Origin of the sequence: Hymenobacter roseosalivarius DSM 11622 (assembly GCF_900176135.1) — a bacterium.
GTDB lineage: Bacteria > Bacteroidota > Bacteroidia > Cytophagales > Hymenobacteraceae > Hymenobacter > Hymenobacter roseosalivarius.
The window spans coordinates 14,349-33,182 of the sequence record NZ_FWWW01000083.1; the positions used below are offsets into that span (position 1 = coordinate 14,349).

Annotated in this window: 19 protein-coding genes; 6 read left to right on the forward strand and 13 right to left on the reverse strand. The window is 54.7% G+C overall.

Annotated elements, in window-relative coordinates:
- The first annotated feature begins 16 nt into the window (after positions 1-16).
- The gene (locus B9A24_RS15250) at positions 17-394 is read left to right on the forward strand and encodes a response regulator (RefSeq protein WP_084446888.1); all 378 of its coding nucleotides are present in this window, start codon (positions 17-19) and stop codon (positions 392-394) included.
- Positions 395-466: 72 nt separating this feature from the next.
- Here the strand turns inward: B9A24_RS15250 and B9A24_RS15255 are convergent, their stop codons facing one another.
- From B9A24_RS15255 to B9A24_RS15270, 4 genes are all read right to left on the reverse strand, one after another.
- Complete coding sequence (locus B9A24_RS15255; protein ID WP_084446889.1) at positions 467-1,663, reverse strand: aspartate aminotransferase family protein; 1,197 nt, start codon at positions 1,661-1,663, stop codon at positions 467-469.
- A gap of 176 nt (positions 1,664-1,839) precedes the next feature.
- Positions 1,840-2,349, reverse strand: a complete 510-nt coding sequence (locus tag B9A24_RS15260) for a hypothetical protein (RefSeq protein WP_143434969.1) — start codon at positions 2,347-2,349, stop codon at positions 1,840-1,842.
- Positions 2,350-2,386: 37 nt separating this feature from the next.
- Complete coding sequence (locus B9A24_RS15265) at positions 2,387-2,845, reverse strand: hypothetical protein (RefSeq protein WP_143434970.1); 459 nt, start codon at positions 2,843-2,845, stop codon at positions 2,387-2,389.
- Positions 2,846-2,875: 30 nt separating this feature from the next.
- On the reverse strand, positions 2,876-3,427 hold the full coding sequence (locus B9A24_RS15270; protein WP_084446892.1) for an RNA polymerase sigma factor: 552 nt from the start codon (positions 3,425-3,427) through the stop codon (positions 2,876-2,878).
- Between the two features lie 163 nt (positions 3,428-3,590).
- Between B9A24_RS15270 and B9A24_RS15275 the strand changes: the two genes are divergently transcribed.
- Positions 3,591-4,553: a quinone oxidoreductase family protein gene (locus tag B9A24_RS15275; protein WP_084446893.1), complete on the forward strand. Its 963-nt coding sequence runs from the start codon at positions 3,591-3,593 to the stop codon at positions 4,551-4,553.
- A gap of 271 nt (positions 4,554-4,824) precedes the next feature.
- On the opposite strand, the gene B9A24_RS15280 is transcribed toward B9A24_RS15275, so the two are convergent.
- The gene (locus B9A24_RS15280; protein WP_159452068.1) at positions 4,825-5,538 is read right to left on the reverse strand and encodes a DUF481 domain-containing protein; all 714 of its coding nucleotides are present in this window, start codon (positions 5,536-5,538) and stop codon (positions 4,825-4,827) included.
- Positions 5,539-5,716: 178 nt separating this feature from the next.
- Between B9A24_RS15280 and B9A24_RS15285 the strand changes: the two genes are divergently transcribed.
- Complete coding sequence (locus B9A24_RS15285) at positions 5,717-6,013, forward strand: HPF/RaiA family ribosome-associated protein (protein ID WP_159452069.1); 297 nt, start codon at positions 5,717-5,719, stop codon at positions 6,011-6,013.
- A 126-nt stretch (positions 6,014-6,139) separates the two neighbouring features.
- On the opposite strand, the gene B9A24_RS15290 is transcribed toward B9A24_RS15285, so the two are convergent.
- The 7 genes from B9A24_RS15290 to B9A24_RS15320 all read right to left on the reverse strand — a co-directional run bounded on the left by B9A24_RS15290 (position 6,140) and on the right by B9A24_RS15320 (position 13,460).
- A complete protein-coding gene (locus B9A24_RS15290; protein WP_084446895.1) occupies positions 6,140-7,096 on the reverse strand; it encodes a transketolase family protein in 957 nt (318 codons plus the stop codon).
- 33 nt (positions 7,097-7,129) lie between these two features.
- Positions 7,130-8,530, reverse strand: coding sequence for a vWA domain-containing protein (locus B9A24_RS15295; RefSeq protein ID WP_084446896.1), 1,401 nt, complete (start codon positions 8,528-8,530; stop codon positions 7,130-7,132).
- A gap of 144 nt (positions 8,531-8,674) precedes the next feature.
- Positions 8,675-9,574 (reverse strand): transketolase, encoded by a 900-nt coding sequence (locus B9A24_RS15300; protein ID WP_084446897.1) that lies wholly within the window; start codon positions 9,572-9,574, stop codon positions 8,675-8,677.
- A gap of 46 nt (positions 9,575-9,620) precedes the next feature.
- Entirely contained in the window at positions 9,621-10,073 is a 453-nt protein-coding gene (gene bcp, locus B9A24_RS15305) for a thioredoxin-dependent thiol peroxidase (protein ID WP_084446898.1), read from the reverse strand.
- 12 nt (positions 10,074-10,085) lie between these two features.
- Positions 10,086-10,646 (reverse strand): lipocalin family protein, encoded by a 561-nt coding sequence (locus tag B9A24_RS15310; RefSeq protein WP_084446899.1) that lies wholly within the window; start codon positions 10,644-10,646, stop codon positions 10,086-10,088.
- A 152-nt stretch (positions 10,647-10,798) separates the two neighbouring features.
- Positions 10,799-12,748: a M23 family metallopeptidase gene (locus tag B9A24_RS15315; RefSeq protein WP_159452070.1), complete on the reverse strand. Its 1,950-nt coding sequence runs from the start codon at positions 12,746-12,748 to the stop codon at positions 10,799-10,801.
- A gap of 97 nt (positions 12,749-12,845) precedes the next feature.
- Positions 12,846-13,460 carry a fumarylacetoacetate hydrolase family protein gene (locus tag B9A24_RS15320; protein ID WP_084446901.1) on the reverse strand — a complete coding sequence of 205 codons (615 nt, stop codon included), beginning with the start codon at positions 13,458-13,460 and terminating at the stop codon, positions 12,846-12,848.
- 305 nt (positions 13,461-13,765) lie between these two features.
- Here B9A24_RS15320 and B9A24_RS15325 point away from each other — a divergent pair, with 305 nt between their 5' ends.
- Both B9A24_RS15325 and B9A24_RS15330 read left to right on the forward strand, forming a co-directional pair.
- A complete protein-coding gene (locus tag B9A24_RS15325; protein WP_084446902.1) occupies positions 13,766-14,563 on the forward strand; it encodes a M48 family metallopeptidase in 798 nt (265 codons plus the stop codon).
- A 24-nt stretch (positions 14,564-14,587) separates the two neighbouring features.
- Entirely contained in the window at positions 14,588-15,172 is a 585-nt protein-coding gene (locus B9A24_RS15330) for a hypothetical protein (protein ID WP_084446903.1), read from the forward strand.
- A gap of 214 nt (positions 15,173-15,386) precedes the next feature.
- Here the strand turns inward: B9A24_RS15330 and B9A24_RS15335 are convergent, their stop codons facing one another.
- Positions 15,387-16,772 carry a UDP-N-acetylmuramate--L-alanine ligase gene (locus B9A24_RS15335; protein ID WP_084446904.1) on the reverse strand — a complete coding sequence of 462 codons (1,386 nt, stop codon included), beginning with the start codon at positions 16,770-16,772 and terminating at the stop codon, positions 15,387-15,389.
- 418 nt (positions 16,773-17,190) lie between these two features.
- Between B9A24_RS15335 and dnaB the strand changes: the two genes are divergently transcribed.
- On the forward strand, positions 17,191-18,723 hold the full coding sequence (dnaB, locus tag B9A24_RS15340; RefSeq protein ID WP_234997344.1) for a replicative DNA helicase: 1,533 nt from the start codon (positions 17,191-17,193) through the stop codon (positions 18,721-18,723).
- Positions 18,724-18,834: the final 111 nt, after the last annotated feature.

Consider the following 18,834-nt stretch of genomic DNA (forward strand, 5'->3'; position numbering starts at 1 on the left):
CTAAATCTATTCCATTATGGCCGAGTCCAAAACGATTCTGATTGCGGAGGATAGCTCCGTTATTCTGAACCTGACCAAAAAAATTCTCGAACTGCAGAAATACCACATCCTTTCGGCCAAAAATGGGAATGAGGTCATTAAGCAGATGGAAAGCCAAGCCATCGACTGCGTTTTGATGGACATTAACATTCCGGTGAAAGACGGTATGGAATGCACCCGCGAAATTCGGCGTAGCTCTAACCCACAAGTTGCCCAAGTGCCCATCATCGCTATCACTGGCAATGCTAACAACTACTCCATGGAGCAGTTCCGCGAAGCCGGCATCACCGATTATCTGCCGAAGCCGCTTGACTTTGATGCATTAGTGCGCGTGGTAAAGCAGTACGTAGGATAAGCACTAGTCAATAGTTCGCCAGAAGGCCCAGCTGATCTCTTATCGGCTGGGCTTTCTGACGATTGGCTAAATCTAATGACCAATTACGTAGGTGATAGCGCGCAGAAGAGCAGCGCAGGCCTCATCGATCTCCGTATTAGTTATAGTAAGGGGCGGAGCTAGGCGCAGGGAATTGTCGCAGAACAAAAACCAGTCGGTGAGAATACCCTCATGCTCCAGCGCCCGGTCGATGATGGGCTTGAGGACATCGTAGGAGTCGAACTCAACGGCCATCAGCAGGCCCTGCCCTCGCATGGTCTTAATGGCGGGGTGCACGAGCTGACGCCGAAACCGGGCGGCTTTTTTGGCTACCCCTGCTAGGAGATTTTCTTCCAGAATAACGCGCAACGTAGCCAAAGAAGCCGCGCAGGACACCGGATGCCCGCCAAACGTAGTGCAATGGCCCAATACCGGATTGCTGCGCAGGCCCGCCATTATAGCCTGGGAGGAGATAAAAGCCCCAATGGGCATGCCGCCGCCCATCCCTTTAGCGCAAACCAGAATATCCGGCCATATTCCAAATTGCTCGAAGGCCCAAAAGGAACCCGTACGCCCAAAGCCGCACTGAATCTCATCCAGAATTAGCAAGGTGCCGGTATAGAGGCAGCGCTTGCGCAGGGCTTGCAGGTAGTTATTCTCTGGCACCCGCACACCCGCCTCACCTTGCACCGTCTCGATGATAACGGCGGCCGTGTGCTCAGTAATATGCTGGAGATCAATAAAATCGTTGAACTCAATGTGGCGGATATCGGGGAGCAGAGGACGGTAGCTGCGCTTAAAGCCCTCCGACCCCGTAACGGATAGTGCGCCGTGGGTGGAGCCGTGGTAAGCGCGGTGGCAGGAAATTAACCCGGTGCGGCCGGTGTGGCGCTTTGCTAGCTTGAGGGCTCCTTCTACCGCTTCGGTACCTGAATTAGTAAAATATACAGCATCAAGGTGGGCGGGCAGAGTTTGGTACAGGGCGTGCGCTAACTCGGCCGGTGGGGCTTGCACCAACTCGCCGTACACCATTAGGTGTAAGTACTTATCAAGCTGATTTCGAATAGCCTGAATAACCCGTGGGTGGCGATGGCCCACATTGCTGACACCAATACCCGAAATCAAATCCAGATAGCGCCGTCCATCAGGGCCGTACATATACACGCCTTCCGCTCGCTCTATTTCCAGCAGTAGGGGAGTGTCGGAGGTTTGGGCTTGGTGCCGAAGAAAAAGCTGGCGAGGGGTAAGCATGCAGGGGGTAAAAAGATTCTGGGGGGCAAAAGTAAGCACCGCGAGGTCGGCAACTCAGGTGCTGTCTGCTCTCAAGACCAATTTTACACCTATGCGTTTTGCCCCCTAGTCAATAGCCAACAAAAAAAGAGGCGGAATGCTCCGCCTCTTTCTTACTTCCCTGACATCCTGCTCACCTAATTGGACGTGCCAGGAGCAATTACCGGCCTGCCGGGCCGTCCGCGAGGGCCACTGGCTTGGCGCTCGGTTTTCATTTCCCTCATCATCACGCGGCCAAACTCGCGCTCGGCCTTATACAACTGCGCTACCTGTCGGGCCGAAATTACCTTCTGAAATTTGGCGAAATAATCTTCTGTCATGTTCAGCTCATTTTTCGACACGGCGATGATCTGTTTGAGGTTGTCGCGGGCTTGATCATCCGTCATGGTGGGCGTAGCACTGCGGCGCAACTCATCGTGGGTGTGGCGCAGGTCGCGTCGCTTGGTGCTGTACTCGTTGTACAAGGGCCAAAAACGCTGGCCTTGCTCGGGGGTAAGCGCCACTTCACGGGTGATATAGGCAATGCGCGCATTTTCAATGCGGGCCTCAATATCGGCGGACCGCGTGTTCTGGGCGCGCAGATTTGGCAGGGCTATCAGCAGAAGCACCAAAGCCAAACCTAAACGAGAGAAAAGAGAAGTATGCATAGTAAAGAAGGAAGGCGAAAGAGACGAGAAAAATAGGCTAGTAATAGGCTTCATCGAGCGGTGCAGGCCCCAGTGCTGCTTCCAATTCCTGCGGTGAGGCTTGCAGGAAATAAGCCATCAGGTTGTCATCGGGTAGGGGTAAGCTGGCCAGGTCTTCGGTCTCCAACTGATTGTTGACGGCCAGATAATCAATAAGGGCTGCCTCGGGCACGGCCGCCAGCGCGGTTGCGGGGGGCAAATTTGGGGTTTGCGTAGCGGGCTGACTTAAGTAGAAGGCCGTCGAAAAGCCCCCCAGCACCACCACCGAGGCCAAAGCCGTGCGCAGAGGTCGGGAGAGGGTTGCCAGCCAGCCCCACGTCACCGACTCATGGGCAGCTTCGGGCTGCACGCGAGCCATAATCTGGCGCGGCAGCTGGTCGAAGTAACCAGCTGGGGGCGAGGCTAGTGGGGGCTGCGGCCGGCGCGGGTGGTCATCGAGCCGAAAAGGAGTTTTCATATGCATTGGATGCGGCCGGGGCCGCGAGGTTTAATCGGCGGAAGATTCTTCGGTTACGTATTGCTCAATCTTTTTTACGGCGTGGTGATACGAGGCTTTCAGCGCGCCCACCGACGTACCCGTGACGTCGGCCATCTGCTCGTAAGTCATCTCGTCGTAGTATTTGAGGTTGAACACCAGGCGCTGCTTGTCGGGGAGGCGGAGGATGGCTTTTTGCAGCTTGCGCTCTATTTCGTCGCCGGCCAGCAGCGGGTCAGCTTCTATTTTGGCAGCTAATTCGGCCCCCACATCATTCAGCGGCAGGAAAAACTTGCGGCGCTTGCTCTGCAGAAAACTAAGGCATTCGTTGGTAGCAATCCGGTAAATCCAAGTGTAGAGGGAGGCATCCTGGCGGAAGTTGCCAAGGTGCTTCCACACCTTCACGAACGTGTCCTGGGTGAGGTCGTCGGCATCATTATGGTCTACCACCATTTTGCGTACATGCCAGTACACCTTCTGCTGATACTTGCGCACGAGCTGATTGAAAGCCACATTTCGGGCCGCCGGGTCTTGGAACTTAAGGAGGATTTCTTGGTCTTCCAAGTAGGAGGGAGAGATTAGGAGCGGCGGTATTTAGCGGGTAGGATGGGAAAGCTGAGGCAAGGTTTAATTATAACTAAAACATAGATGAGGAGCTGTACCTTCGTTATTGCGCCGCTTCATTCTGTAGCCCCCATCAACCCTTGTTCCTGCCATCAAAAACGCTATGAAAGCCTTGACCTTTTCCCGCTTCGGGGGGGCTGAAGTACTCGACTATATAGAGGTGCCGCGGCCGAGTCTGAAAGACTTGGAAGTGTTGGTAGAGGTGAAGGCCATAGGCCTCAATTTTGCCGATATTTACCGTCGCAAAGGCAATTATCATTTGCTAGGCAATCCACCTTTCATTGCAGGGTATGAAGGGGCGGGAGTAGTGCTAGATACTAACGGCAGTTCCGCTTTGCGGCCCGGCGACCGGGTGGCCTTCGCCGATGTGCCTTTCGCGAATGCCGAATTTGTGGCCGCTCCCGCCGCTCACCTTATTCCGCTGCCGGCGGATGTGTCGTTTGAGGTTGCTGCCAGCTTATTGCTTCAGGGCATGACGGCTCAGTATTTGGCCACCGACAGCCACGCAACTAAATCCGGGGAAATAGCCCTTATTCATGCCGCAGCCGGTGGCGTAGGGCAACTGCTGACGCAAATCAGCCGGCTACTAGGCGCTACGGTTATTGGCCTGACCTCGTCCCCTGCTAAGCAGGTTGTTTCTAGTGCCGCTGGGGCCTCCGCGGTGTTCCTGTATTCCGAAAGCTGGCAAAATCAAGTGCGCGAATTTACCGGTGGCAATGGCGTTGATGTCGTTTATGACAGTGTAGGCAGTACTTTGACCGATAGTATAAAGGTGACGAAAGAATGCGGGCAAATCGTGTTTTACGGCATGGCCGGCGGCAACCCGGCGCCCGTTGATCCGCGGGTGCTAATGGATGGATCCAAAACCTTGACAGGTGGTGATTTATGGAGTTATCTGACTTCTGCAGAAAAGCGAATCAGCCGCGCAAACCAACTTTTCGAGTGGGTGCGGCAAGGCCAGCTACGTCTGGAAGCCCCCACTACTTTTCAGCTCGCCGAGGGCCGGCAAGCGCATGAATACCTAGAAAGCCGCCAAAGCACAGGTAAGATTTTGCTTCTGCCATAAAGAAAATTTCAGCGGTGCGATTTAGGTTATTGTAACGCAAAGAGAGAAGCTAAGGACCTAATAATCAATGGTAGATAAATAGCAAAAGCCTCGTCGTAATATCGGCCGAGCTTTTTTAGCTGTTATATAATGAGTAGCTACTTCCTCTATGCCAGCTCTTTTTCACCGCTCGCACGGTGTTCTTCTTTATTGGCCCGTATGTTTTCGCGAGTCGGTTAGGCGTACTGCTTTCGCCTAAGCCAAGGCTCCTTCTGCTGAACGGTACGAGTTGCTACTTATTCGTCGCGTAGGAAACCCCCAGCGTTACATTCGTATTATCATTAAAGCGGCCCTCAATCACCCGGGTTTCGTGGGTGTAATTGTAGGTAAAATTTAAGGCTAAGTGGCGCGTAAGCTTTAGAGCAAGCGTAGTTAAATTGCTGAAACGATAATCACCAAAATCACTTAGGGAAGGCTGATAATACGTGAGGGCGCTCAGCGTGATTGTACTGTGAGAATAAGCGATTTTCAGTCGGGCGGAATTGCGGGCCGTTACGCGCTGGCTGCCATCCTGAAAGTTGGTCGACTCGCGAATTAGCAGATTGCTAACTGATATTTCACGCCCCAGCGAATCGGAGTAAAAGGCCCAGCCCGGCCCGGCACCCAACTGCACCCGATGGTCGATGCCGCGCAGGTTGCTGCGCTCGAACCCACCGATACCATAGAAACGAAAGCGGTTCAGCCGGTAGTAAGGCGTAGCATTCAGGAGTAACTCGCGCTCATTGAGCAAACGATCCTGCTTGCCATAAATAAAGCTGCCGCTTAAGGGAAGCCCGACATGCTCGCCGCGGGTGAAGGTGGCGGTGTGGGCCGTTGAAAGCAGCGTACGATTTACGCCGCCCGCGCTGTAAGCACCCGTCAGCTGGCCGGTATACACGATAAGGGTGGTATCGGGGGGCAAATCCTGGGCCTGGGCAGCGCGTGCCAGAAGCAAAGCGAGATACATGACTACTCCCAGCAGACTGTGACGGTACAAGACACCATTCCGGATTTTGAGTGAGCATTCTGCAAGAGCGCTCCGTAGTGGTTGATAACCGCACGGCGCTGTTCCCGTATTAAAAAAGAACTCTTGTATGCGTTTAGCAATACTGGGGGGCATTTTTTTCATTCTTACCTTTTGTTCTATGCAGTACAATATCGATAATATCAAAGTGGATTTGCAGACGGTGGGTTTCTCGGAAAGCCCCGCGTTGGTGGATCAGGTAGAAAGCGAATTGCACCGCGTGATGCGCTTCCGCCAGGATATTGTAGCCGCCGACGTGTACTTGCGCGAGGAAGGCACGAATCCTGAAAACAACAAGACAGTAAGGTGGCGCCTTGGTATTCCTGGCAAGGATTTGTTTGCCGAAAGCGCTGGTGCATCGTGGCCCGCGAGCCTACGCGACGCCAGCGAAAAGCTCCGCCGCCAGTTTGTGGACTAGCTACGAATAGCTTGCTTCCTCGGCAAAAACAAACGGCCTGCATTTTCTCGCTGGGGAGATGCAGGCCGTTTGTTTTTGCCTGATGCAGGGCTTCTTAGAGCAGCAACAGTGCTTCTTGGCAGATAACTACTTCTTGCGGGCCATAACCCGTTCTACGGCCGCCACGATGTCGTTTTCCATCAGGCCGTACTTCTCCATGAGCTGATCGGGAGTGCCGCTCTCGCCGAAAGAGTCGTTGACGGCGACCATTTCCAGGGGAAGAGGCTCTTCACGAGCGAGCAACTGGGCGATGCTGTCGCCGAGGCCGCCGTTCATCTGGTGCTCCTCCGCCGACACCACGCACCGCGTTTTGCGCGCCGATTGTAGAATAGCGGCCGCATCCAGAGGCTTAATCGTGTGAATGTTGATAATTTCAGCATCAATCCCTTTGTCGGCCAGGAGCTTACCAGCCAGAATGGCTTTCCAAACGAGGTGGCCGGTGGCAAAAATGCTCACATCGGCGCCTTCGTTCAGCATTACGGCTTTGCCGATTTCAAATTGCTGATCGGCTGGGGTAAAGTTGGGCACCACAGGCCGACCGAAGCGCAGATACACCGGACCTTCATGGGCAGCAATAGCAATGGTGGCCGCCTTAGTCTGGTTGAAATCGCAGGGGTTAATGACGGTCATGTGGGGCAGCATGCGCATCATGCCCAGGTCTTCCAGAATCTGGTGGGTGGCCCCGTCTTCACCCAGCGTAACGCCGGCGTGAGAAGCGCAGATCTTCACATTCTTCCCCGAATACGCGATGCTCTGCCGAATCTGGTCGTACACGCGGCCGGTGCTAAAATTGGCGAAGGTGCCCGTAAAGGGGATTTTGCCCCCTATGGTCATGCCAGCGGCCATGCTCATCATATTGGCCTCCGCAATACCTACCTGGAAGAAACGCTCCGGAAAGTCTTTCTTAAACGCATCCATTTTGAGCGAACCCGTGAGGTCGGCGCAAAGAGCTACTACGTTTTCATTGGTTTTGCCCAGTTCGTGCAGGCCGGCGCCGAAGCCGGAGCGCGTGTCTTTGGATTCGGAGTAGGGGAAATCTTTCATGAAGGAGAAAAAAGTATGAAGAAGCTGCTTATTCTATTTCCCAAACATACTCACCGAAGTCGTCTGTCCGCTGCGGATGGTAAAATTCCGCACGTCCGTAAACTGGCTGCTGGTAGAATTTTTGGTGCGAAACACCAGGCGGTAGGCACCCGGCTGCATCGTCAGATTGATTTTGCTGGTGGTTTCAGGCAGGTTATAAATCCAGGTTTGCGATTCATCGTCGTTGAGTTGGTAGATGCTACCGTAGCCTGCCAGATCCGTCACGATATTCAGGGTGCCGGGTGCCGGATACGTTACCATCGTTTCCTGGCCTTGCTTAATCGTGATGCGCCGGATAATGCGCGGCAGCGTGAGTAATTCAACCTCATAATTGCCCTCCAGCAGCTTCTGCCTGCTCCCGAAAGGCAGGGCCACTACGGTAGCCGACTCGCCCGCCGCCCGCACCACCGCTTGCATCGTGCCGTAGGGGTTGGGCGTCAGATTCGGTCCCTGTAAGCGTAGCGTGCCCTGCGGCGTTTTGTAGGTAAGTAGATTGGCCTGCCCCGGCTTAATTTTCAAGTCTTTATCACGCACGGGCGGCACCGTATTGATAAGGAGGTCGTAGGACTGGAGCGCGTCGATATCAAGCACGTCGGGCTGGCCTTTGGCGTCGCGGTAATGCACGTAGTTGTACTCAGGCTGACCAGTGGTGCTATTAACGAAGGTCATATTCACGTTGCGCTCCACGGGCTTGCCGTCGGCATCGGTGAGGTTTACCCGCACGGTGGTTTTTTGCAGCGTCTGGGTAATAACATTATCAAGCACCGAGCGGAAGGTTTTTACATCAGCTGCGTTGTAATACTGGCCGAGGCATTCGAGCTGTTTGCCGAACTCCTTTTCGGCCCCAATGCCAATGACAAATGGCTTCAAAAAGATATGCTTGCGCTGCAAAGCCAGTGACGTAGCACACGGGTCACCCTGGCATGATTCGAGACCGTCGGTGATGAGAATGAGCACGTTGCGCGCTGTTTTGTCGGCTGGAAAGTCGTTGGCCGATTGCAGCAGCGAATACGTAATGGGCGTGTTGCCGCGAGGTTGCAGGGTCTGCAGCTTAGCCTTGATGGCCTGTGCATTTTTAGCCGCGAACGCTACTTCCAGGCGCGAGTCCTGGCAATTGTTTTCCTCCCGGCTGTACTGATGGCCATACACGCGCAGTCCTAATTCCAGATTTGGGTAGGTATTAAGCGAATCCACCATCTTGGCTAACAGGCTCTTGGCGACTTCCATACGCGGCCGGCCTTCCCACACGGCTCCCATGCTGCCGGAAGCATCGAGCAAAAACAAGATGCGGGTAGTGCGGGGCTTCGCGGGGGGCAGATTCTGGGCGCACAGCGGTACCGTGAGCAACAAAAAGCCCCCCAGCAGTAATCCAGACAGGCACCTAAGTGGGGTCATAAGCAGGTAAATAAGTCGAACGTCATGCTGCGGCACGAAGCATCTCGCGTGTTTAGCAAGACTAGTAACCTCACATTAGCACGCGAGATGCTTCATGCCGCAGCATGACGTTCAAAGCTATAGACCTAAGTCTGCGGTTCGGCTCTAGTAGTCAGAGGCTTCTTCTACCAACAGCTGCTGCAAGGCTTTCTCCAGTTGCTCATCATTAGGAGCCACGCCGTGCCACTTGTGCGAGCCCATCATGAAGTCAACGCCCGCGCCCATCTGCGTGTCCATCAGTACCATAACGGGCTGGCCCTGACCAAGTAGCTGGCGTGCTTCTTCCAGCGTAGCAATAAGCTTTTCGAGGTCGTTGCCATCGGTTTCGAGTACGCGCCAGCCGAAGGCTTCGAACTTGGCGCGCAGGCTGCCCAGGTTCATGATCTCCTTAGTGGACCCGTCGATTTGCTGGCCGTTTCGGTCTACGATGGCAATCAGGTTGTCGACCTGTCGGTGCGGAGCGTATAGAGCCGCTTCCCATACCTGGCCTTCGTTCAGCTCCCCGTCGCCCATGAGCACATACACCGTGCGGTTGTCTTTGTTGAGCTTTTTGGCTTGCGCGGCCCCAACGGCTACACTCAGTCCCTGGCCCAACGAACCCGAGGCTATACGCACGCCGGGCAGGCCTTCTTCCGTGGCTGGGTGTCCTTGCAGGCGCGAATTGAGCTTGCGAAACGTGGCTAGCTCGCTCACCGGGAAGTAGCCCGAACGCGCCAGCACCGAGTAAAAGACCGGCGAAATGTGCCCGTTCGACAGAAAGAACAAATCCTCATCGCGGCCTTCCATCGAGAAGTCGGGGTTGTGCTTCATGATGCGGAAGTACAGCGCCACCAGCAGATCGGTGCAGCCAAGCGAGCCGCCAGGGTGGCCCGAGTTCACGGCATGAACCATGCGTACAATATCGCGGCGTACCTGCGAGGCAATCTGTTTTAGCTCAACAATACTTCTTTCGCGCTGGGCGGGTGAGGTTTCGGTCTGTACGTTGGCGGAGCTGGACTGCGACATATAGTAGTTCTTAGTAGAATGTTTGGAGCGAAGATAAGCGGTGCGATTATGCGCTAAGCAGTTGAGCCGCGTGATTTTTGGTGTCCACTTTCGTTATCACCTTTTCAATGTTGCCCTGCTCATCTAGCAGAAATGTGTAGCGCATCGTGCCCATGTACTTGCGGCCATACATCGATTTTTCCTGCCATACGCCGTAGGCTTCCACTATTTTCTTGTCTTCATCTACCAATAGCGGGAAAGGTAGGTTATACTTGGTGGCGAACTTCTGGTGCGACTTTTCTCCGTCGATACTTACGCCCAGCACCTTTATACCAGCGGTGCGCAGCTCGGCCTGGTTGTCGCGCAGATTGCAGGCTTGGGCCGTGCAGCCCGAGGTGTCATCTTTGGGATAGAAGTAAAGCGCTACTTTCTGCCCGCGCAGATCCTGCAGGCGAATAAGGTTGCCGTTTTGGTCAGTGGCTTCAAAATTGGGGGCAGGGTCGCCGGGCTGAAGAGTCATGGGGGGCAAATATTAGGGTAAGTTGGCCGCAGGTTGGGGCGTGAAGATGAGCTTTTCGACCGGAAAGCCAGCAGCTTGCGCCACGGCAATGAGTTGCTCACGTACGGGCTGAGCCAATTGAGGCGTGCGGCTCAGCAGCCACAGGTTTTCGCGGCCGGGCTCACCTACCAGCGCATATTGATACTCAGGGTCGAGGTCCAGAATCCAGTAGTCGCCCTCGAAGGGCCAGAAAAAGCTAACCTTGAGCTTGGCATTAGTGGCCGAATCCACCACGCGGGCCACGCCACGCGCTATTTCCAGCGGGCCGGTTGGGCTGTCCTTGCGGCAGCTGTTTACGACGGCCACTTTCCTATCCGGGCGCAACGTATACTCGGCCGTTACGTGCTGGCAGCCTCTCTCGAAGCGAGTGGGAAGGCGGGCAATTTCATACCACACACCCATGTAGCGCACCAAGTCAACGTGCTCAGCGACGGCCAGCGGCGCATGGCGGCGATTCCGCGAATAAACCAGGCCCGCCGCCGCTACAGTAACGGTGGCGGCGGCAGCGAAAAGAATCGGGCGGCGGGTTTTCATAGGGTAGTGCTAGGTAAATGGTGCTTAAAATGTCTGTCATGCTGAGCAGCGCGAAGCATCTCGCGGGCTGACGGCTGATTACTATTCTAATTAAACACGCGAGATGCTTCGCGCTGCTCAGCATGACGGACGTTTTGTCCACCAGCCAACTGTCAAATCTTGAACTGCAAGATTTTTTCGTTGCCAGCCTGATCCGTCAGGCGTAGCTCGGCCTCGCCTGCCAGCGGCACTGTTTTATCCTGCGGATCGGTGAATAAGGTAGCGTTTTTGTACTCGTAGCGCAACATACGCCACTGCCCATTCACCAGTAAGCGGTAGCTACTGAGCCCCGAAAGGTTATCGGCTACCACGAAGGTGAGGCCCGCCGGCGACTTGCGCACCAGCCGCGCAGTAGGGGCGAGCGTATCGGTCAGGATGCGAAAGGAGCCGAATATTTTCACGGGAAATGTGATCTGTTCGCCATCCCATTTGCCCCCCTGATAGATACGGGCACCCTTGTAATTAATCATATACACGGCGGATCGGGTTTTGTCGGCCACGGCTATGGTCGGCTTCAGGGTAGCTTGCAGGGGCTTAAATAACGGCGTGCGCGCATTATGGATTGTCCAAAGCCCTTCCTTGTAGCTATTTTGCAGATACAAGGTGTCGAACAGCGTGAGGGGAGAGAAAACCAGATTCTGGAGTCCGTTGCTAAAGGCCTGTTCTGAAGCAGCCGGAATAAGGGCTTGCGGCTCAAAGGCCTTCGTCAGCTGCCCGAAGCGAATGGAATCGGGCAGGCCGGCGCGCAGATCGTAGAGGTACACGTTCTCGCTTTGTACCGTGTAGCTCGGCACGACTTCGAGGCGGCGGTTGCCGCGCAACAGTGTAATATTTGCCCCCTGGCGGCTGGTATCCGGGTCGGTGGCGACTACCTTGAGAATATTGCGATTGATATCATAGCGCAGGGCCGGCTTTCGCACGCTAGCGTTGCGCGTTTTGTAGTAAACCGGCTTCTGGCCGCGCAGCACAAACGTGAAGGGTGTCGTATTACCGTAGGAGTCGCTCATCCGCACTTCCACTGTATAGAGTGAGCCCTCTTCTACCCGCAGCTTGCCCTTAACGCCGTTGGTAGTATAAATTGGTAGCGTGTTGCCATCGTCCACGAACAGCTTCTCGAAGGTGCGGCCGTTGGTCTGTTGCCACTGGTAGTCAATGTGCTGCGAGATCTGCCGTGAGTCGCTGAAGGGTACAGCATCGATAACATAGCGGTAGAGCGGCTGCCCATTTACGCGCACTTCCACCCGTTGCAGACCATTGCGGTTAGAGGCCAGATCGAAGCGGTCGAAGCCCTGAATCAGCAACCCCACGGTCCCGAATGCCGCGATGGTATCGGGGTAGGCATAGGGGGCACCCGGAATGGGAGGCGTGGGGGGCTTTTTTGGGGTAAAAACAGCCTTATCGAAGCGGCCCGATACGCGGGCCTCAATGCTGAGCGGCTCCACGGCAAAGGCCTGCAGGGTAGGAGCCACATGGTCCTGAATCTCAGCAAATCCTCCAAAGCGCAACGGATTCAGCTGCCGGTCTTCCAGGTCGCGCACTTCCCAGTGCAGGTGCGGGCCGCCCGAGCCGCCCGTATTACCCGACAAGGCTACGATCTCACCGCGCTTTACTACGAACTGGTTTTTCGTCGGAAACAGCTCCAGTTCAAAGGTTTGCTTGGCGTACTGCTGCTGCCGCAGGAAGTCGGCCACTGGTCCCTCAAAGCGGTTGAGGTGACCATATACCGTCGTCAGCCCATTGGGATGGGTGATATACAGCACATTGCCGTAGCCAAAAGCCGACTGCTTGAGCCGCGACACGTAGCCATCGGCGGCAGCATACACGGGCAGATCAACCCGGCCATCCGTTTTGATATCGAGCCCGCCGTGGAAGTGGTTGGGCCGAATCTCGCCCATGCTGCCCGCCAAAAAGTTGGGCTTGCCGGGCTTGATGGGAAACATGAAATAGTAGGCCGGCACGCTATCTAGAGGCGTGATGTGCCGGCTGGCCTTGGCTGTGGGCACCGCTTGGGTAGTGCGGCGCGGTACAACAGGCCCATTAAACGGGGCGGGCCGCAGACTCATAACCGTAAGGGCTGCCGCTCCGACCGCCACACCTAACCCACTCAGTTTTATTATTTTACTAACGCCTCGAACTTGGTACTGCACAATTTTCAACCCTTTACTTAACAGCAACATCCAACAGCTTTTCGTTCTCTATATATCCTTCCAGCCGGTCGCCGATTTGCACGGGCCCTACCCCGCTTGGCGTGCCGGTAAAAATCAAATCCCCCATTTTCAGCGTGATAAAGCGTGATATGTAGGCAATCTGGGCCGCAAAATCGTGCAGCATCATACCGGAGTTGCCTTGCTGCCGAACCTCACCGTTCACTTCCAACCGGAAATTGATGTTGGCCAGATCGGCAAACTCAGCCACGGGCTTAAAGGTGGCAGAAAGCGGCGCCGAGCCATCGAAGCCTTTCGCCAATTCCCAAGGCAAACCTTTGGCTTTGGCTTTGCTTTGCAGGTCGCGGGCCGTAAAATCAATACCCAACCCGATAGCATCGAAATAATTGAAAGCAAACCGGGGCTCGATGTTCTTCCCGTTTTTGCAGATGCGCATCACCAACTCAATCTCGTGGTGAATATCCTGGGAGAAATCGGGGTAGAAAAAGGGCTGATTTCGCTGCAATAGAGCCGTGTCGGGCTTGGCGAAGATGACAGGCTCGTCGGGCGTTTCGTTCTTAAGCTCAGCTATATGTTCGGCATAGTTGCGGCCGATGCAGAGTATCTTCATTTCTGTAGGATGCTTAGTGACTTCAGCTTGGCCTGTCAGCCTAGGGTTTACCCTGAGAAAAAGTGGCTCCCGCAGCCGTAGGCCTGTGCAGCCAAAATTAGGGCTATTTCTGTGGCATAGGAAATAAATAAGGCCTCTTTCAATTTTATGACTGCTGAGGCCGAGTGGTGAGCCCTAAACATTTACCCCTAGCGCTATCGTATAGGTGGAAGCTACCAAAGCTGAGCTTTAAGTTAAGTTGGCCTTATAAATGCTATATGCTATGATAGATAAGTGCCATTTTACTCCAAAGTAACCTCTCTGTCATGTTTAAAAAGTTTCTTGTAGCCAGTTGCCTGTTTGTGGCAGTAGGCTGCTCTACCGTTCCGATTACGGGCCGTCGTCAGCTTAGCTTGGTGTCTGATGCCGAGATAAATACCCTGGCTGCCCAGCAGTACCGCGAGGTAATCAGCCAAAGCAAGCTTTCCACTAATTCCACCCAGACGGCTATGGTCCGGCGGGTGGGGCAGCGTATTCAACAGGCAGTGGAAACGTATTTCCGCCAGCAAAATGCTCAGGATCAGTTGGCTGGGTATGCCTGGGAGTTCAACCTCATTCAGGACGATGCGCAGCAGAACGCCTGGGCTATGCCGGGGGGCAAAACGGCCGTTTATACAGGGATTCTTCCTATTACGCAAGACGAAAACGGCTTGGCCGTGGTAATGGCCCACGAAATAGCGCACGCCGTAGCCAAGCACGGCAGTGAGCGCATGAGTCAGGGTTTGGTGCAGCAGCTCGGCGGTCAGGCCTTGGGGGCTGCCCTTTCGACCAACTCCGCTACTACCCAACAAGTAGCACTGCAAGCGTTTGGCGTAGGCTCGCAACTGGGCCTGCTACGCTACGGCCGCAACCAGGAATCGGAAGCTGATCGATTGGGGCTTATCTTTATGGCTATGGCGGGCTACAACCCTGATGGAGCCGTGGGCTTCTGGCAGCGCATGGCTGCTCGGAGTAATGGCGCATCGCCACCTGAATTTCTTTCTACTCACCCCTCCAACGAAACGCGCATCAGCGATATTCAAAGCCTGCTCCCGGAGGCGCGTAAATATTATAAAGCGCGCTAATCCCGACGCTACTGTCTATATCAAATGAAATTTGCCCCCCAGTCCTTCGTACGGCGTGTATTGCCCTCACTTGTTGTGCTGCTGGCTTTGCTGGCAGCTTGTGAAACCAGTAGGCGTGGCATTCCCGAAATAAATGCGACGGATGCCACTGATCTGGAACGGCGGCAATCAGAAATAATCGGAGCCGACGCGCACCACAACAGTACGCTGGTTGGAAGGGTAATAGAAGGAAAGGTGGAGTACGTAGTGCCCCAGGCACAGTTGGCAACTGGTTTTATCCGACAGTTCAGCGACGGTACGGTTATCGATAAAACTTCCATTCGCAAGGTGCAGGGCAGCCCTAAAGACAAAGCTATCTATTATCTGGTAGGTATGGGACTGCGTAACGGGATGTACCGCGCGATGGCTATTCCGCTGGAAACTTCCACTGACAACAGCCTGTACCTGCGCTCCAATGCCGAGCGCTATATCGTGACAAGTGTGGGGTGTACGTTCTGCTATTTCTCTTTCGAGAAAAGCCGCATTACCGGCACTGAGTGCGAAGAAAACACCGGCGGTAGCCGCTGCGACCTAGAGGTAGAAGGCAACAACAGTTTCTTCGCTCGCTAATGAGCCGCAAGTGGATACTTCGCCTCACCCTCACCGCGCTGGCCCTGCTACTGACCACGGACAAGCGACCGGCGAAAAAACTGACCAACGATAAATAAAAAAGGGCCGCTAATCAGCGGCCCTTTTTGTTACTGAAGCTGTTTAGGATTTCTCTGGGCGGGTCATGCTTGATCTGGATTGGGTTTTATGAAATTCTAAACAGCTTCGCTTATAATTACTTGGCTACGACCTCGGCCAGCTTTGCCAAGTCCAGCCCATCAAATGTGCCCGATGACATCATCAGCAGGTTTGCATCGGCCCAGTTCTGCTCGTGCAGGAAAGCGGCCAAAGCGCGGCTGTCAGTAAACACGCGCAAGTCAGGACGTTGAAAAGCAGCGGCGACTTGCTCTGGAAGCAAGTCGGGGAGGCGTTTATGAGCCAGCACCTGCGGATTGAAGTACACGATGGCCACGTCGGGCGCGTCGAAGGTGTGGGCGTACTGGGGCAAAAAAGCCGGATTGAGGCTGCTGAACGTGTGCAGCTCCAGGCAAGCCACCAAGCGGCGTTTTGGAAACTGCTTTTTCAGGGCTGCTGCTGTGGCTTTGAGCTTGGAAGGAGCATGCGCGAAGTCCTTATACACGACCGAATCGTGGCCGGTCCGCACCAGCTCCAGACGGCGGGCGGCGCCTTTAAAGGTGGCCAGCGCCTCAAAGAAGTCTTTGCCCTTGATGCCTAGCTGCTTGCAAACCTCTTTCGCGGCCGAGATGTTGCGCAGGTTATGGTCGCCAAAGATCTGAATTGGAATCTCGTCGTCTTTCTTGGTAAGCAGAAAGGTCTTGCCGTCGCGCACCACATGCTCGTGCGGTCCGTAGCCGATATATGTCACATCCGGGTCAGTGGGCACGCTCACGAGCTGCACCTGCTCGTCGTCGCGGTCGTAGATAAGTACGCCGGCTTTGGGCGTCATCTCGGCAAAAATGCGGAACTGCTCGCGGTAGTTTTCCTCCGTCGGAAATACGTTGATATGGTCCCAGCTAATGCCCGAAATAACCCCGATGTGGTGCTGGTACAAGTGGAACTTCGGCCGCCGGTCAATTGGTGACGAGAGATATTCGTCACCCTCAATAATGATAATCGGCGCCTCCTCCGTGAGTTGCACCATCAGGTCGAAGCCTTCCAGTTGCGCCCCTACGGCATAGTCGAACTTGCGGCCGTGATGGCGCAGCACATGCAGAATAAGCGAGGTGATGCTGGTTTTGCCATGACTGCCGCCGATAACTACCCGTTGCTTATCGCGGGAAGCTTCGTAGATGAACTCAGGGAATGAATAAATGCGTAACCCCAACTCCTGGGCGCGCAGCAGCTCGGGATTGTCGGCCCGTGCGTGCATGCCCACAATCACGGCATCCAGGTCAGCGGTTATCTTTTCCGGAAACCAACCTTCGCTGGGGGGCAAAATTCCGGCAGTAGCCAGGCGGCCGTGAGCAGGCTCAAAAATTTCGTCGTCGGAGCCGGTAACCTGGGCGGCACGGCGGTGCAGCGCCAGCGCCAGGTTGTGCATAATACTTCCCCCGATAGCAATCAGGTGAAGGCGGTGGAGCGCGGTGGGCGTGGGGGGCATTTCTGGAATATAGAAGCGAGGATAAACCGGCGCAAAGCCGGTCGGCAAAGGTACTAGCCCAACGCAGAAGTTGATGCTCGATGTCGCGGTACTTGGCTTGCTTCGGGCCGAATCAACACCTGCACTGTTATAAGGGCAGCGCCCGTATTTTTTATCAAGATCAGGTAGCGAAAAGAAAGCATTTTTCCGCCTGCCAATTCTGGAAATCTGCTCCTAGATTTGCACCCCTTTGAGCATAAAAAACAGGTAGTAGAGAGAAGACAAGGAACAATAAATCCTGCGAGTTGCGAACCAAAACCTTCTAAAGCTGACTACCTTGTACCAACACCCAGTGATGAACGACCAGATGAATGAGCGCGTAAAGTTGCAGGCCTCGCGGGGCATCGCCGCCCTGAATGGCCGTCCTGCCGCTCTGTCCATGACCGGGCCGGCGGGCAAATTGCCTCCCCAGGCCCGCGAGTTGGAGGCAGCGGTGCTCGGGGCACTTATGCTCGAAAAAGATGCCCTGACGACGGTTATCGACATCCTGAAGCCCCTGAGCTTCTATGACGATAAGCACCAGCGCATTTTCAAGGCCATCCTGAACCTGTTTGACAAGTCAGAGCCCATTGATATTCTGACGGTTGTTCATGAGTTGAAGGAGATGGGCGAGCTGGAGCCCGCTGGCGGCCACCACTACGTAGCCAACCTTACCTTCAAGGTCAATTCAGCGGCCAACATCGAATATCACGCCCGCATTATCACCGAAAATGCCATTAAGCGGGAGCTGATTAATATAGCCTCCACCATTCACCGCGACGCTTTCGAGGATACTACCGACGTATTCAACCTGCTCGACCAGACCGAGCAGGCCCTGTTTGAGGTGTCGGAGTCGAACATTCGTAAGAACTTCGATGATATGCGCAGCCTGATGGGCAAGGCTATCAAGGAGTTGGAGGAAAAAGCCCAGCAGAAGGATGGTCTCACGGGCGTACCTAGTGGCTTCACGGCCCTGGACCGCGTAACCAGCGGCTGGCAACCATCTGACTTAGTAATTATTGCGGCTCGGCCGGGCATGGGTAAAACCGCTTTCGTGGTATCCGCGATGCGCAACGCGGCCGTAGACCACAAGAAGCCAGTAGCTATTTTTTCGTTGGAGATGTCATCCATTCAGCTCGTTAATCGCCTGATTTCGGCCGAAGCGGAGCTGGATTCGGAGAAGATTAAGAAGGGCAACTTAGCCGACTACGAGTGGACCCAGCTCAACACAAAAATTACTGGCCTCTCCAATGCCCCGATTTATATTGATGATACCCCGGCGCTGAGTATCCGGGAGTTGCGCACTAAATGCCGCCGTCTCAAAGCTCACCACGATATTCAGATGGTCATCATCGACTACTTGCAGCTGATGACGGGTAACACCGATGGAGGCAAGGGCGCTGGCAACCGCGAACAGGAAATTGCCAGCATTTCGCGGGCATTGAAGGGGATTGCCAAGGAGCTGAATATTCCGGTTATCGCGCTGTCGCAGCTTTCGCGCTCAGTAGAAACCCGCGGCGGCGACAAGAAGCCGCAGCTTAGCGACCTTCGCGAATCCGGATCTATCGAGCAGGATGCCGATATGGTTATCTTCCTCTATCGGCCTGAATATTACAAAATTACGGAAGATGAAATGGGTAACCCAACCCAAGGTACCGGCGAAGTTATTATTGCCAAGCACCGAAATGGCTCCCTCGAAACGGTGCAGCTCAAGTTTATTGGCCGCTTTACCAAATTTGCCGATCTAGACGGTGCGGGCTTCGGCGGTGACGCAGGAGGCTTCAATACCGGCGCTTTTCCGGCCAGCACGTTCGACGAAGATCCTGGCAGCTTTGCTCCTAATACTATACGGCTGGGAAGTAAAATTAACGACGGAGCCAGTCCGGTACCGTTCCCCAAAAGCAATTTTAGGAATGACGACCCGCCGTTCTAAAAATTGAGCACTTTATTAAAAGCAGAGCGCCCACTACGCAGCTTACTCTAAGCTGCGTAGTGGGCGCTCTGCTTTTGAGCTGAGGTTATATACCCCATAAAAAAGGAGACT

Coding starts and splice junctions, on each gene's coding strand:
- B9A24_RS15280 (WP_159452068.1), bottom strand. CDS start 5,538: ATGTATCTCGCTTTGCTTCTGGCACGCGCTGCCCAGGCCCAGGATTTG.
- B9A24_RS15250 (WP_084446888.1), top strand. CDS start 17: ATGGCCGAGTCCAAAACGATTCTGATTGCGGAGGATAGCTCCGTTATT.
- B9A24_RS15310 (WP_084446899.1), bottom strand. CDS start 10,646: ATGAAAACCCGCCGCCCGATTCTTTTCGCTGCCGCCGCCACCGTTACT.
- B9A24_RS15315 (WP_159452070.1), bottom strand. CDS start 12,748: ATGAGTCTGCGGCCCGCCCCGTTTAATGGGCCTGTTGTACCGCGCCGC.
- B9A24_RS15330 (WP_084446903.1), top strand. CDS start 14,588: ATGAAATTTGCCCCCCAGTCCTTCGTACGGCGTGTATTGCCCTCACTT.
- bcp (WP_084446898.1), bottom strand. CDS start 10,073: ATGACTCTTCAGCCCGGCGACCCTGCCCCCAATTTTGAAGCCACTGAC.
- dnaB (WP_234997344.1), top strand. CDS start 17,191: ATGACCGGGCCGGCGGGCAAATTGCCTCCCCAGGCCCGCGAGTTGGAG.
- B9A24_RS15320 (WP_084446901.1), bottom strand. CDS start 13,460: ATGAAGATACTCTGCATCGGCCGCAACTATGCCGAACATATAGCTGAG.
- B9A24_RS15285 (WP_159452069.1), top strand. CDS start 5,717: ATGCAGTACAATATCGATAATATCAAAGTGGATTTGCAGACGGTGGGT.
- B9A24_RS15290 (WP_084446895.1), bottom strand. CDS start 7,096: ATGAAAGATTTCCCCTACTCCGAATCCAAAGACACGCGCTCCGGCTTC.
- B9A24_RS15335 (WP_084446904.1), bottom strand. CDS start 16,772: ATGCCCCCCACGCCCACCGCGCTCCACCGCCTTCACCTGATTGCTATC.
- B9A24_RS15295 (WP_084446896.1), bottom strand. CDS start 8,530: ATGACCCCACTTAGGTGCCTGTCTGGATTACTGCTGGGGGGCTTTTTG.
- B9A24_RS15255 (WP_084446889.1), bottom strand. CDS start 1,663: ATGCTTACCCCTCGCCAGCTTTTTCTTCGGCACCAAGCCCAAACCTCC.
- B9A24_RS15265 (WP_143434970.1), bottom strand. CDS start 2,845: ATGAAAACTCCTTTTCGGCTCGATGACCACCCGCGCCGGCCGCAGCCC.
- B9A24_RS15325 (WP_084446902.1), top strand. CDS start 13,766: ATGTTTAAAAAGTTTCTTGTAGCCAGTTGCCTGTTTGTGGCAGTAGGC.
- B9A24_RS15300 (WP_084446897.1), bottom strand. CDS start 9,574: ATGTCGCAGTCCAGCTCCGCCAACGTACAGACCGAAACCTCACCCGCC.
- B9A24_RS15275 (WP_084446893.1), top strand. CDS start 3,591: ATGAAAGCCTTGACCTTTTCCCGCTTCGGGGGGGCTGAAGTACTCGAC.
- B9A24_RS15260 (WP_143434969.1), bottom strand. CDS start 2,349: ATGCATACTTCTCTTTTCTCTCGTTTAGGTTTGGCTTTGGTGCTTCTG.